This is a genomic window from Lysobacter silvisoli (assembly GCF_003382365.1).
GTDB classification, from domain to species: Bacteria; Pseudomonadota; Gammaproteobacteria; order Xanthomonadales; family Xanthomonadaceae; genus Lysobacter; species Lysobacter silvisoli.
The window spans coordinates 195,284-208,567 of the sequence record NZ_QTSU01000003.1 but is presented as its reverse complement, the minus strand read 5'-3'; the positions used below and the strand labels follow the sequence as shown (position 1 = coordinate 208,567).

The window sequence follows — 13,284 nt, the reverse complement described above, 5'->3', positions numbered from 1 at the left end:
GAGCTGCGTAAGCTGCGACCGCGAAAATTCGCTCGGCGGCGCATGCGCGGTGCGTCGTGTGGCGCGGTCGCGGCTTACGCCGCTCCTACCCCAAAGCAAGCGACGTCGCTCCCACAGTAGCGCGCGGCTTCGATTCCGACTGTAGGAGCTGCGTGAGCTGCGACCGCGAAAATTCGCTCGGCGGCGCATGCGCGGTTGTCGTGTTTGCGCGGTCGCGGCGTGTGCCGCTCCTACAGGGCGCGGGTGTGACCTTCCGTCGCTCATTCCCCCGGCCGGCGGCCGGTGCGCACCATCACGGCGACGAGCACCGCCAGCACCGCCACGCCCACCAGCAGTCCCAGCACGATGATCCAGTGCCAGAGGCTGATTCCGCCCATCGCTCCCTCCGTCCCTGAACGCGTCCGTCGGGGGAGGGTAGCGGCGCATTTGTTGCGATCGTGTGTTCGTGCGGATCGCTGGTGCGCGTTGGCACCGTTAGGATGCCGCGATCCCGATTCGGCCTAGGCGCTCAGCCGCGATGTTCCAGCGCCAGGTACTCGGCCGACTGCATTTCGATCAGGCGCGAGGCGGTGCGCTCGAACGCGCCGCTCAAACGCTGGCCGCGGTAGAGCTCGGTGGGCGCGGCCGCGGCGGTGCAGACCAGGTTGACGTGGCGGTCGTAGAACTCGTCGATCAGGTTGACGAAGCGGCGCGCCGGATCGTCGTTGCGGCCGTCGAACAGCGGGATGCCGCCCAGCAGCACGGTGTGGTGCTCGGTGGCGATCTCGATGTAGTCGCTGGCCGCGCGCGGCCCTTCGCACAGCGCGGCGAAATCGAACCAGGCGTGGCCTTCGGCCAGGGCGCGCACGGGGATGTCGCGACCGTCGATATGCAGCGGGCCGGCCTCCTTGGGGCAGGCCATCGACAACTCCTTCCAGCGCGCGGCCAGCCAGGCGTCGGACTCGGCGTCCAGCGGCGCGCGGTACACCGGCGAGCGGGTCAGCGCGCGCAGGCGGTAGTCGTGCGCGCTGTCCAGGTACAGCACCGCGCAATGGCGCTGGATCTGTTCGATCGCCGGTTTGAAGCGGTCGCGCTGCAGGCCATCGGCATAGAGATTCGGCGGCGCGGTGTTGGACGTGGTCACCAGGGTCACGCCTTCGGCGAACAGCCGTTCCAGCAAACGCCCCAGCAGCATGGCGTCGCCGATGTCGATGACGAAGAACTCGTCCAGCACCAGCACGCGCAGGTCGCGCCGCCATTGCCGCGCGATCTTGGCCAGCGGATCGCTTTCGCCCGCGTGCGCGCGCAGCTGCGCGTGCACCTCGCGCATGAAGCGGTGGAAGTGGGTGCGGCGCTTCTCGGCGATCGGCAGGCCGTCGTAGAACAGATCGATCAGGAAGGTCTTGCCGCGGCCGACGCCGCCCCACAGGTACAGGCCCTGCACCGGTTCGGGCTTCTTGCCCAGCAGGCCGTCGAGCAGGCCGCGGCGTTGCGGCGCCAGCAGCGCGTGATGGATGCGGTCGAGTTCGGCCAGCGCGGCGTGCTGGGCGGGATCGTCGTTCCAGTCGCCGCGCGCGTGGCCGGCGGCATAGGCGGCCGACGGCGGCGCCGCCGGGGTGGCATCGCTCATGCGTCAACCGATCTCGGCGGGCAGGTAGGGCTTGATGCCGTTCTTGATCGCGCCGCGCAGGTCGATCAGGCGGCGATGGAAGAAGTGGCTGGTGTCGGGCATGCGCACCAGTTCCGGCGGCTGCTTGAGGCTGTCGATCCAGGCGTACACCGCCTGCGGATCGACGATCTCGTCGGCCTCGCCCTGGATCACCAGCCAGGGGCAATCCGGCGGCACGATGCCGGCGAAATCCCAGCGGCCGGCCGGCGGCGCGATCGAGATCAGCATGCCGGGCTTGAGCTCGTCGGCCAGCTTCAGCGAGACGTAGGCGCCGAAGCTGAAACCGGCCAGCCAGAGCTGGGCGTCGGGGCGCGCGGCACGGACCCAGGCGGCGACTGCGCGCAGGTCGTCGGCCTCGCCGTTGCCGTGGTCGAACTCGCCCTCGGACTGGCCCACGCCGCGGTAGTTGAAGCGCACCGTGGCCGCGCCGCTTTCGCGCAGGGAGCGCGCGGTCATGGTCACGACCTTGTTGTGCATGGTCCCGCCCTCGGTGGGCAGCGGGTGGCAGACGATCGCGACCAGCGGCCGCGCCGGGGTGTCGGCTTCGGCTGCTTCGACGATGGCTTCGAGCCCGCCGGCCGGCCCTTGCAGGGTCAGCGCGGTGCTGGCGTCGCCGGGGAAGGCGGGGGTGGTCATGCGCGCATCATACCGGGCGGGCCTCAGCGGCCCGGCGCCAGGCGCAGCGCCAGCACCAGCGGGTCGTGGTCGGAGCTGCGCCAGGGGCCGGCGCCGCCGCCACGGTAGCCGGCGCTTTCGGGCTCGTCGGCGTTGCTGTGCCACTCGGCCGCGCCGCGCAGGCGGCCGGCCAGCGCCGGGCTCAGCAGGGCGTGGTCCAGGCGTCCCAGTTCGCCGCGGTAGACGTAGCTGTAAGGGCGCTCGATGGCGGCCACGGCGAAAGCGTCGCGCCAGCCCGCGTCCTTCAGCAGGCGCACCGGGTCTTCTTCGGCGTAGGCGTTCAGATCGCCGAGGATCAGCGTCAGATCGCTGCCCGATCGGGTGGGATCGGTCTTCAGCCAGGCATCCAGGCGGCGCGCCGACTCGGTACGCAGGGCATTCCAGCAGGCCGCGCCGTCGCCCTGGTCGCGGTCGGCGCCCTGGGCCTGGCCGCAGCCCTTGGACTTGAAGTGGTTGGCCACGACCACGAAGGCCGGGCCGACGGCGCGGCCGCCGCGCTGCGGCACGAAGGCCTGCGCCAGCGGTTCGCGGCTGCCGTTGCCGAAGGGCCCGCCGTGCAGGCTGGCGGCGGCGCCGCGCGGGGCCACGCGGTCGCCTCGGTAGATCAGGCCGACCCGGATCTGGTCGTCGCCGGGGCCGCGCGCATCGGCCGCGCAGGGCTGGCGGCAGGTGGACACGTAGCGCCAGTGGCCGCCGTCGCGGTTGAGCCGCGCGACCAGCTGGGCCAGGGTGGAATCGGGGCCGTAGCCGTCGTTCTCCAGCTCCATCAGCGCGGCCACGTCGGGGCGCAGGCCCTGGATGGTGGCGACCAGCTTGTCCTGCTGCAGCGCGTACTCCTGCGCGGTGCGCGCGCCGCGCGGGGTCGGGAACCCGGCGCCGTGGCCGTCGCCGTTGAACAGGTTTTCCAGGTTGAAGGCGGCCACGCGCAGGTCGCCGTCCTCGCCCACGCGCGGCGCCGGCGCGCGCGCGGCCGCGTGCAGCACCGGGGTGGCGGTGAGTTGCAGGCGCCAGCCGCCGTCGCGCGCATCGAGCACGCCTTCCACGCCGTCCAGGGTACTGCCGCTGCGTGCGGCGGCCAGGCCCGGCGGCAGCACGCCGCTGTCCAGCGCGGGTGCGCCGGACAGGCGGCCGTCGTCCAGCCACAGGCGGCGGCGCGCGTTGTCGGCGGCAACCGCGCGCGCGGCCTCGCTGCCGGGCTGGGCGCGTTCGGCCGGCTGCCACAGCGGGCCGTCGAAGGCGACCAGGGGGCGGCCTTCGCTGGCGATCTGTCCGCTGTCGGCCAGGGTCAGCGGCCGGCCGATGCCGACGCGCATGCCTTCGTAGCGCGACCAATCCGCGGGTGCGGCGTCCAGCACCACGGTGTCGGCGCGGCCCGGGCCCAGGCTGCGTGCCAGGCTGGGCTGCAGCGCGGTCAGGCGGCTGCCGCGGCCGGTGTCCAGTTCCTGCACCTGGCCGTGCACGCGCACGCGGTCGCCCACGCGCAACGACACGCCCGGGGCGGCGAGCACGAACAGCGCGTCGGACGTGGCCTCGTCGCCGTCGCCTTCGTCCTGCACGAACCAGCCCGCCGGCCCGGCCGCGTCGCCGGCGCTGAGCGCGGCGGTGACGGTGCCGCCCACGGTGACTTCGTTGCCGGCCAGGGGGCTGCGCGTCTCGCGGCCCTGCACCGCGCCGATCGGCGTGCGTGGAGCGTCGTCGCGCAGGGCCGCATCAGGCCCGGCGGCGCAGGCGGCGAGCAGGCAGGGCAGCAGCAGGGCGACGGAACGGGGGCGCGGTGCGGGCATCGTCAGGGTGCCGAGGAGGGGTGGCGCATTATCCGCCGGATCGATGGGCCGGACAGCGTGACCGGCGCGCTGGTCCGCGACGTGCCCGGCGCCGGGGTCACTTGCCCGGCCGTCATGCCGGTGGACGAGGCGGCGCCCGAGCTCATGATCAACAGGATGCCGTTGACGATGGTGGCGCGCGCATAGCGGTTGCCTGCCGACGGATTGGCGCCCGCGCCGTCCATGTCCACGACCTGGGTTCCGCCGCCGCTGCGGCCGTCGTAACGGACGATGCGCAGATCGTCCTGGATCACGTAGAGGTAGCCGGTGCGCCCGTCGATGGCCATGGCCGCGCCGCGCGTGTTGGAACCGCTGGTGACCAGCGGGGTGCCCGACGTGGGCGCGGTGCTCACGTTGAAAAAGTTCAGGCCGTTGTCGGCGGTGAGACCGTCGCCCCAAACGTTATTGCAGTTGCGCTGGACCAGACTAGGCGTTTGCGCCGCTGCGGGCGCGATCGCCGGCGCCGTGGCCAGGCACAGCATCGCGCGCAACGCGGTTGCGCGGCCGGCCGCCACCGCTAGGCCGATCGCGCGGGGCTTCGTACTCGCGCGGCGGTGGCGGAAAGACCGGTCTTTCCACCGAAGATGTGGAAGATGCCATCCACGCGCTGCTCCAAACGTCCATGATTGCGGTGGTTTGAATCAGCAAATCGAATTCACCGCGCGAATCAGGACATTGCGCGTGGATTTGTGTTGAGTGGCACTAGTCGAATGGCGTATCGCTACTAAATCCTCAGAATATTTGTGCCATCAGCCGAAAGTCGGAGCCGGCGCGATGCAGCGGCTGCGTCCGTCATTGCACCGTGCATTGAAAGCTCAGCGTGGCGCTTTGCCCGCTGCCCAAAGCGCCCAACACGATGCCACCTGCGCCGGTCAGATGGCCGACGGTATACGGGCCGCCGCCGGGGATGCCGTTGCCGGTGATCGTGACGGCGTTGCCGGCAGCGCAGGCGATGCCGGCGCCCGGCGTGTCGCGCACCACCGCGCCGGTGACCGGCATCAGGCCGTTGTTGGTGACCACCAGCGTGTAGGTGGTGGGACCGCGTTGCACGGTGTCGTTGGCCAGGTCGCTGGCCTGGCCGGGCGCGAAGGTGTTGGTCTTGGTGACCGATAGATCGGAGCTCAAGGTATTGGTGAACACGCAGGTGAGTTCGGTGTCGTCGATGTTGGCGCTGGTGGCCGGCGTGTCGCTGCTCGCGCCGCTGGTGCTGGCGCTGGTGTAGGTGTAGTTGGCGGAGGTGGCCGCGGTCGGTCCCAGCACGGTGGCGCCGGCGCGATTGGTGCAGCTCAGGCTGCTGCGATAGGCGCCCAGGTTGGTGGCGGTGCCCGCGGTCTCGGCGACCGCGACCGCGCTGCCGAGTGGAATGGACTGGAAGCCGGTGCTGCCGCCATGCCCCTGGTTGTTGGCGGTGAAAGCGGCCGCCGGCGCGGGGTTGATGCTGAGGTTGAAGCGGCCGCCATCGGTGTTCGGCACGATCGCCTTGTTGACGCGCAGGCGCGGCTGCAGCGCGATCCGGTGGTCCTCGACCTCGCCGCTGTCGGCCGCGCCGGTCGCGGCCGGCGCGGTCGCGCCGTAGACGGCGCGCAAACGCAAATAGCTGTTGCCGGCAACATAGGCGTTGCCGGCCGGCAGGGTCCAATTGAGATTGGCGCTGGCGGCATTGGCCGCCAGCGCGGCGCAGGCGCTTTCGCCGCCGTCGAAGCTGCCGTTGCGGTTGAAGTCGATCCAGCCGCACAGCTGTCCGGCCTTGCTCGCGCCCGAGACCGGCACGGTGAGGGTGTGGGTGGTCGCGTTGCCGGCCACGGCGGCCAGGCTGGCCAGGCCGTTGTCGGTGTCGGTGGACGCGGCGGCGCCGGCCAGCGGCGTGACCGCCAGGGCCGCGGTGGTGGCGTACATCGTGGTGGCGGTGTCGGCGCTGACGCCGGTGTTGGCGGCCACACCGGCCACGGGCGGATTCGGTTCCGGGGTGCCGCCGCTGCCGATGGCCAGGTCGCCGTAGGCGTGGCTGGCGGCGCCGTAGCTGGCGGGAGCGTCGGCGAAGTCCTCGTCGATGCTGACGATGAGGCCATAGGCGTCGGCAGCCTGGTTGAACGGCCCGGTACCGCTGCGATGCGCCAGCGCCACGTTGAAGCTCAGCACGGTGTAGGTGCCGTTGACCCGGATCGTGCCGCAACCCGAGGTGGTGGCCGGATTGCCGCAGGCGGTGGTCGGGTTGTTGCTGGTGGTCTGCAAGCGTGCGCGCGTGCCCGCGCCAGGTTCGTCGATCACGGTCATCGCTCCGGCCACCGCGGTCATGTCGGCGGTGGTGCCGGTGGCGCCGTTGGCCAGCGTCCAGGCCGTGACCTGGGCCTCGGTGCCGTTGATGCCGCCCACGCGGGCGAAATGCAGGCGCGGGTTGGTTACCGGCTGACTGAAGCTCAGCGTGACCGTGCCCTTGACCACTTCGCCGCCGACCGCAACCAATTGGCAGGCGCCCGCGGTGCCCGCCGTGGTCAGGTTGAAGCTGGTTGCGGCGGTGTTGATGCCAGGATCGTAGTTGGCGGGTGGGTTGCCGTTGAACGCGGCGCCGTTGGCGGTGAAGGTGGTGCCGCCCGGGCTGGAGCCGTCCAGACAGGCGCTGGCGGGGCCGTCGACCTGGGACAAGGTGATGGTGACGCCCGAGGGCGTGGTGGCCTGGGTACCGGCCGCATTGGGCGCGCCGTTCTGTTCGTGCGCTTGCGCGCCGAAGCACAGGCCCAGGGAGAGGACGGCACCGATCAGGCCGGACACCGGCCTGATCGGGCGCCGTTCGCTCAAGCCATCGCCGTGTCGGCAGTCGGGTGTGCGGGTCGGCGCGGTCTTGCGGAACGAATGCATGGAGTCCCCTTTGGCCCAGTAAACCGCCATCGCTGACGGGACGCCTACGCCCGACTCCGATTTCGGGCGGGCTGGCGGTCAATTGGGGAATCGCAGCATCGGCACCGTGTCAGACATCGGCTGGCGGAGCGGCTGATGAGAAGCGGCTGATGAGAAGCGGATCCGGAAACGACAACGCCGCCCGGAGGCGGCGTTGTGCGTATGACGAAGCGGGCAAGCGCTTACTTCAGATTGCCCAGCATCCAGTCGACCGTGGCGGCGACCTGCTCGTTGGTCAGGGCCGGGTTGCCGCCCTTGGGCGGCATGATGCCGGCGGTGCCGGTGAAGCCTTCGATCGCGTGCTTGTGCAGGGTGTCCTTGCCCTTGGCCAGACGCGGGCCCCAATGGGCCTGGTCCATGGTCGGGGCACCGCCGGCGCCGGACTTGTGGCAGCCCGCGCAGAGGTTGTCGAAGATCACCTGGCCGTCCAGGGTGCCGCCGTAGGCGACCTGGGCCGCGGCCTTGGCGGCGGCGGCGGCCTTGGCGGCGGCCTGGGCCGAGGCGCCGGTGGCGCCGGCGTAGACCGCGCCGGACGGAGCGATGCGGTCCTGCTGGCGCTTGACCGCCTGCGGATTGGGCTCCGGCGGCAGCTGCTGGTGCACGAAGTAGGCGGCGATCATCAGCCCGAGGGTGACCAGCATCAGGAAGCCGATCACCATCGAGAATTTCTTCAGGAATTCGAGGTCGTAATTGCGCACGATCCACCTATTGCGCAAGCCCGGCCGGGGCCCGCGTAGCCATCGACAAAGCCGCACCGGGTGCGGCCGCGCGCCAGTATAAAGCCCACTCCCACGCCCGCAGGCAGGGAGTGGCGCGCCCGGAGGGATTCGAACCCCCGACCAATGGCTTCGGAAGCCACTACTCTATCCGGCTGAGCTACGGGCGCCTGGCTGAGATCCCGTGCCGCACCGGTATTCGCCGGGGCCGCGCGGGATCGGCATTCTAGCCGCAAACGCGGGCCAAGGTGGCGCCGCGCGCAACCGCCCGATCCGGCGCCGCGTCCGCGCCGCCGGCCTTGTTACTCTGATCCGATGACTTACGAGCGTTACGAATCCCCCGTTCCCGCCCCGGTGCCGGCCTGGCAGGCGCGCCTGCGCCTGTACTGGAAGCTGGTGCGCGGCGACCGCCCGATCGGCTGGTTGCTGCTGCTGTGGCCGACCTGGTGGGGCCTGTGGGTGGCCGCGGGCGGAGTGCCGTCGCTGTGGCTGCTGTTCGTGTTCAGCGCCGGGGTGTGGCTGACCCGCTCGGCCGGCTGCGTGATCAACGACTACGCCGACCGCTGGCTGGACCCGCATGTGGAGCGCACCAAGGACCGCCCGCTGGCGTCCGGCGCGGTGCGCGGGCGCGAGGCGCTGGCCGTGTTCGCGGTGCTGATGCTGGCCGCCTTCGCCCTGGTGCTGACCACCAACCGGCTGACCGTGCTGATGAGCGTGGTGGGCGTGGTGCTGGCGGCCAGTTACCCCTACCTCAAGCGCTACACCTACCTGCCGCAGGTCTACCTGGGCATGGCCTTCGGCTGGGGCATCCCGATGGCGTTCGCGGCGGTGCGCGGCGAGGTGCCGGCGGTGGCCTGGCTGCTGTATGCGGCCAACATCCTGTGGTCCACCGCCTACGACACCTGGTACGCCATGGTCGACCGCGAGGACGACCTGAAGATGGGCGCCAAGTCCACCGCGATCCTGTTCGGCGAGATGGACTTGGTCGCGCAGGGCGTGCTGTACGCGCTGTTCCTGGCCGCGCTGGCGCTGGCGGGGCAGCGCGCCGGGCTGGGCGTCTGGTATTACGCCGGCCTGGGCGTGGCGGCGCTGCTGATCGTCTACCAGTTCGCGATCGCGCGCCGGCGCGAGCGCGCGGCCTGCTTCAAGGCCTTCCTGCACAACCATTGGGTGGGCCTGGCGGTGTTCGCCGGCCTGGCGCTGGACTACGCCCTGGGCGGCGCGGCGCGCGCCGGCTGAGGCCTTTCGGCAGGGGCGGGCGGCCGGCGGGCCGTGCCTAGAATCGCGGCACCGTCCTGAGCAAGGAGCGCCGTCATGCGCCGAGTGCCCGCTGCGTTCGTCCTGGCCGGTCTGGCCGCCGCATTTTCCGCCACTGCGTTCGCGCAGACGGCGCCCGCCACGGGGGACGACGCCACGCGCGTGCACATGGCGCCGCCCGGCTGGGAAGGCTCGTATCACGGCTTCCACTACACCCCGGTGGTGCGCATCGGCGACCGGGTGATCGTGTCGGGCATCCCGGCCATCGAGGGCGCCGACGACGAGGCCAAGATCCGCTGGGCCTTCCAGCAGTTGGAGGCGCACCTCAAGCGCGCCGGCGCCAGCCTGGAGGACGTGGTCGAACTGACCAGCTTCCACGTGGCCCAGGACCACGAGGAGTTCCGCCGCCGCGCCGCGCCGGCGCTGAAGGTGCACCGCGAGTTCTTCAAGGACCATTACCCGGCCTGGACCGCGGTGGGCACCACCGCGCTGTTCTCCAAGGGCGCGCCAATGGAAATCCGGGCCGAGGCCATCATCGGCTCGGGCAAGCGCCCGCGCTCCGAGGTACCGCCGGAGCCGCCCAAGGCGGCCAAGCCCTGACGGGACGGCTGGCACCGTTTTTGTGGAAAAGTGATTAAAAACAGCGGCATGTGAAGACCAGTTCAGGTACGCCCTCCGTGATTTTGTGACACTAGTCACGCTACAGGGGGAGTCCATGGTCTTACGTCCGTTCGCACGCGGCCTGACCGCGTTAGCCGCCGTCTGCCTCGCGTTTCCTGCCGCCGCGCAGGTCCAGCGCAGTTTCGTCAACATCGGTTTCGAGCAGCCGGTGCTGGGTAACGGCACCACCGCCTGCTACGCGCTGATCCCCGAGGGCGCGATCCCCGGCTGGACCACCACCCATCCCAACGGCACCGCCAGCGGCACCTGCGTGCCGGCCGGCTCGGTCGGCACCACGGGCCGGCTGATGGAACTGTGGGCCAACAGTTTCAACGGCGTGCCCGCGCGCGAGGGCCGGCAGTTCGCCGAGCTCAACGCCGCGGCCACATCGCGCATGTACCAGAACGTGTGCATGATCAACGGCGAGCGCATCGACTGGGTGTTCAGCCATCGCGGCCGCAGCAGCGCCACGGTGCGCGACATCGCCGAGATGAAGGTCGGCGCGTCCTCCACCGTGATCCGCGTGGGCACCACCAGCAACGGCACGTTCGATACGCCGGTCGTGTCGCAGGGCACCGCCAGCACGCCGGTGGCCGGCGGCAACGGCTGGGTCGATTACGCCGGCAACTTCAGCTATGCCGGCGCCACCGGCACCAACAGCCTGGGTTTCGAGTCCATCAGCACCGCCGGCGGCGATCTCACCGTCGGCAACTTCCTGGACGCGATCCAACTGGTGCTGCGGCCCTTCGTCGAGTTCGACCAGCCCAGCAGCTCCTCGCCCGAATCCACCGGCGGCAACCTACCGGCGCTGCGCATCAACGGCACCGTGCCGGCCGGCGGCATCACGGTGCAGGTGCAGGTGACCGGCGGCACCGCGACCCTGGGGGTGGACTACACCACGCCGGGCAATGCGACGACGTTCAACGTGACGGTGCCGGCGGGCACCTACGACGGCGGCGCGAGCAGCCTGATCACGCTGCCGATCGCGATCACCAGCGATTTTCTGCCCGAAGCGAACGAGACCATCACGCTCAGCGTTTCCCCGCCCACGGCGGTGCCGGCGCCGTTCCTGATCGCTTCCAGCGGCACCTGCGGCGCTGCCGCGCAGAACACGCGCAGCTACACCATCACCGACGACGACGCCAACCTGGCCATCACCAAGAACGCGGCCGCGCCGGTGACCGTGGCCGGCAGCGCCGACCTGGCCGACATCCGCTACACCGTGGCGGTGAACAACCCCAGCCTGGTGAGCGCGAGCTACAGCCTGACCGACACGCCGGGTTTCGATCCCGATGCCAGCGTGGTCTCGGCCAGCTACACCCTCAACGGCGGCGCCTCGGCCGCGCTGACCGGCGGCGGGCCGTGGCAGCTGCAGGGACAATGGCGCAACCTCGCGGCGGGGCAGACCGACACCTATGTGATCGACGTGCGCGTGCGCATCGCCCGCGGCGGCGGCACGGGCAACGACGCCTGCGCCTCGCCCAGCGCGTCGGGCAGCGGCTTGCACAACGCCGCGCGCGCGGTGCTGCGCGGTTTGATCAGCAACACCAACTTCGACGCTTCCGCTTGCCGGCCCACGCCCACGCCGGTGTGGGTGAGCCTGTCCAAGCAATTGCAGGCGCGTTTCGCCGGCAATCACCAGGCCACGGTGCGCGTCTATTCCGGCGGCATCCTGGCCGCCAGCGCCGCGACCAGCGGCGGCACCCTGCCTGGCACGGCGACCACCGGCGTGGTGATCGTGCCGGCCGGCAACACCATGCAGTTCGAGGAAGCCATCCGCACCACGCCCGGCGGCGCCGACCAGGCGCTGACCGACTACCGCGTGTCGCTGAGCTGCAGCAACGCCCACAGCGGTTCGGCCACGGTGCTGCCCTCGGGCAGCGGCAGCAACGCGGGCAATCGGCAGCAGTGGCCGGAGTTCTCGCCCGCCGCCGGCGACGACCTCAGCTGCACCATCGTCAATGCGCTGCGCCAGGCCGACCTGAGCATCAGCAAGAGCGACGGCGCAACCACGTACACGCCCGGCGGCACCGCGAGCTACACCCTGACCGTGGTCAATAGCGGGCCGGATGCGGCCAATGCCGCCACGGTCAGCGACAGTTTGCCTACCGGGGTGACCCTGGCCGGCGCGTGGTCCTGCACCGCGACCGGCGGCAGCTGCCCGGCTTCGGGCGGCAATGCCGGCGACAGCGCGGTCAATCTCAGCGTGAGCCTCAACAACGGCGGCACTGCGACGATCACCGTGCCGGTACGGTTTGCGGCGGATCCGACAGGGTACTGAGCGGGGCGCCCGCTCTCACCGCGGGCAGACGGACGCGCATCGGCTCAGCGCGCGTCCTTCGATACGCGGTAGCTCAATTCGGCGAAACCGCTGCCCACCTGATTAACCGACACCAGGCTCAGGCCCGGGCCCAGCACCTGGCGTGGGAACAGCGGCTTGCCCCGGCCTAGCGTGGCCGAGCCGATCTGGACGACGATTTCGTCCAGCAGCCCGGCATCGTGGAACTGGCCGGCCAGATCGCCGCCGCCCATGATCCAGATCGTTTTGCCGTCGGCAGCGGCCTGCATGTCCCGATGCGCGGCGCGCACGTCGCCTTGGGCGAAGGTCACCTGCGCGCCGTCGATGCGCGGCAATTCACGCGTGGTGAATACCCAGGTCGGCTGGAGGTAAGGCCAAGCGGAGCCGGTTTGCTCCGACACCGCCCCGGCGTTGCGCAGGATCCACTCGTAGGTCGAGGAGCCCATCGCGATCGCGCCTACGCTTTCGATGAAGGCGGGATAGCTGGTCTGGGCGATGTCGCCCAGTGGGAACAGCCAGTCCAGGGAGTCGCTTTCGGTGGCGAGGAAGCCGTCGAGGCTGGAGGAGGTGTAGTAGACGGTCTTCAAAGCGAGCCTCGCCGGGGAAGGGTGGGGACGCTAGCAGGGCGGCGTCGCAGAGGGTGAGATTGGGCTGACGTAGAAGGGAGAGTGGATTTGACGCCGATGCGGATGACCGGGGGTAAAAGGATTAGCAGGGGCGCACGACCACATTTCGAACCGCGCTCCAATCGGGCCGCGCAGCGGGTAGGCGTTTGATACGGAGCGAGTCTGCTTGCGAGCTGCCCTCACCCCAACCCCTCTCCCGCAAGCGGGAGAGGGGCTAAAGCAGGCATCATCACCGCCGACTTCAACCAGCACCCCGGCCCGACCGCATAGCGGTCGGGCGTTCGGTGCGGCGCGAGCCAGTGGCTCGCAAGCGCCGCCCCTCACCCCGCTTGCGGGAGAGGGCTAGGGTGAGGGGTGAGCGCGCAGCGCGAATGCTCTTGACCCTCGCTCGGGCTCCGAACTCGCCATCCCAATAGAAGACCCGTAGGGCGGCGCACAGGAGGTGCGCCGTTTTTTCGCTAGGCCAGGGATGACCTATCGAAAAATCCCCGCGCCCACTCCGCTCTCGCACGGGAGCTCTGGCGAAGCGTTTTTCTTTGGTAACTTTCTTTTGACGCTTATCAAAAGAAAATAACCCGGCCGCTTGCGGACGGAAGCTGTTGCTGTTGCTCCTAAAAAAGCACACCCACACACCCTCGCGAGTTCGGAGCTGATCGCGGCTCACGCCGCTCCTACAGAAAGCAGA

General features: G+C 70.4%; 10 protein-coding genes and 1 tRNA gene. 3 read left to right on the top strand and 8 right to left on the bottom strand.

The window, feature by feature from the left end; translation table 11 throughout:
* Positions 1-508: 508 nt before the first annotated feature.
* The 7 genes from zapE to DX914_RS15975 form a co-directional block, all read right to left on the bottom strand.
* Positions 509-1,609, bottom strand: a complete 1,101-nt coding sequence (gene zapE / locus DX914_RS16005; RefSeq protein WP_115860579.1) for a cell division protein ZapE — start codon at positions 1,607-1,609, stop codon at positions 509-511.
* A 3-nt stretch (positions 1,610-1,612) separates the two neighbouring features.
* Complete coding sequence (locus DX914_RS16000) at positions 1,613-2,284, bottom strand: alpha/beta hydrolase (RefSeq protein WP_115860577.1); 672 nt, start codon at positions 2,282-2,284, stop codon at positions 1,613-1,615.
* A 23-nt stretch (positions 2,285-2,307) separates the two neighbouring features.
* Positions 2,308-4,107 (bottom strand): ExeM/NucH family extracellular endonuclease, encoded by a 1,800-nt coding sequence (locus DX914_RS15995; RefSeq protein ID WP_115860575.1) that lies wholly within the window; start codon positions 4,105-4,107, stop codon positions 2,308-2,310.
* Between the two features lie 2 nt (positions 4,108-4,109).
* The gene (locus tag DX914_RS15990; RefSeq protein WP_115860573.1) at positions 4,110-4,661 is read right to left on the bottom strand and encodes a hypothetical protein; all 552 of its coding nucleotides are present in this window, start codon (positions 4,659-4,661) and stop codon (positions 4,110-4,112) included.
* A gap of 277 nt (positions 4,662-4,938) precedes the next feature.
* Positions 4,939-7,002, bottom strand: coding sequence for a GEVED domain-containing protein (locus DX914_RS15985; protein WP_158549358.1), 2,064 nt, complete (start codon positions 7,000-7,002; stop codon positions 4,939-4,941).
* Between the two features lie 221 nt (positions 7,003-7,223).
* Positions 7,224-7,739 carry a c-type cytochrome gene (locus DX914_RS15980; RefSeq protein WP_115861233.1) on the bottom strand — a complete coding sequence of 172 codons (516 nt, stop codon included), beginning with the start codon at positions 7,737-7,739 and terminating at the stop codon, positions 7,224-7,226.
* Positions 7,740-7,850: 111 nt separating this feature from the next.
* A tRNA-Arg gene (locus tag DX914_RS15975) sits at positions 7,851-7,927 on the bottom strand.
* A gap of 145 nt (positions 7,928-8,072) precedes the next feature.
* Between DX914_RS15975 and ubiA the strand changes: the two genes are divergently transcribed.
* The 3 genes from ubiA to DX914_RS15960 all read left to right on the top strand — a co-directional run bounded on the left by ubiA (position 8,073) and on the right by DX914_RS15960 (position 11,955).
* Complete coding sequence (gene ubiA / locus DX914_RS15970) at positions 8,073-8,996, top strand: 4-hydroxybenzoate octaprenyltransferase (RefSeq protein WP_115860569.1); 924 nt, start codon at positions 8,073-8,075, stop codon at positions 8,994-8,996.
* A 75-nt stretch (positions 8,997-9,071) separates the two neighbouring features.
* Positions 9,072-9,614 (top strand): Rid family hydrolase, encoded by a 543-nt coding sequence (locus DX914_RS15965; protein ID WP_196778940.1) that lies wholly within the window; start codon positions 9,072-9,074, stop codon positions 9,612-9,614.
* A 115-nt stretch (positions 9,615-9,729) separates the two neighbouring features.
* Complete coding sequence (locus DX914_RS15960; protein ID WP_115860567.1) at positions 9,730-11,955, top strand: DUF11 domain-containing protein; 2,226 nt, start codon at positions 9,730-9,732, stop codon at positions 11,953-11,955.
* A gap of 44 nt (positions 11,956-11,999) precedes the next feature.
* On the opposite strand, the gene DX914_RS15955 is transcribed toward DX914_RS15960, so the two are convergent.
* Entirely contained in the window at positions 12,000-12,560 is a 561-nt protein-coding gene (locus tag DX914_RS15955; RefSeq protein WP_115860565.1) for a dihydrofolate reductase family protein, read from the bottom strand.
* Positions 12,561-13,284 lie beyond the last annotated feature (724 nt).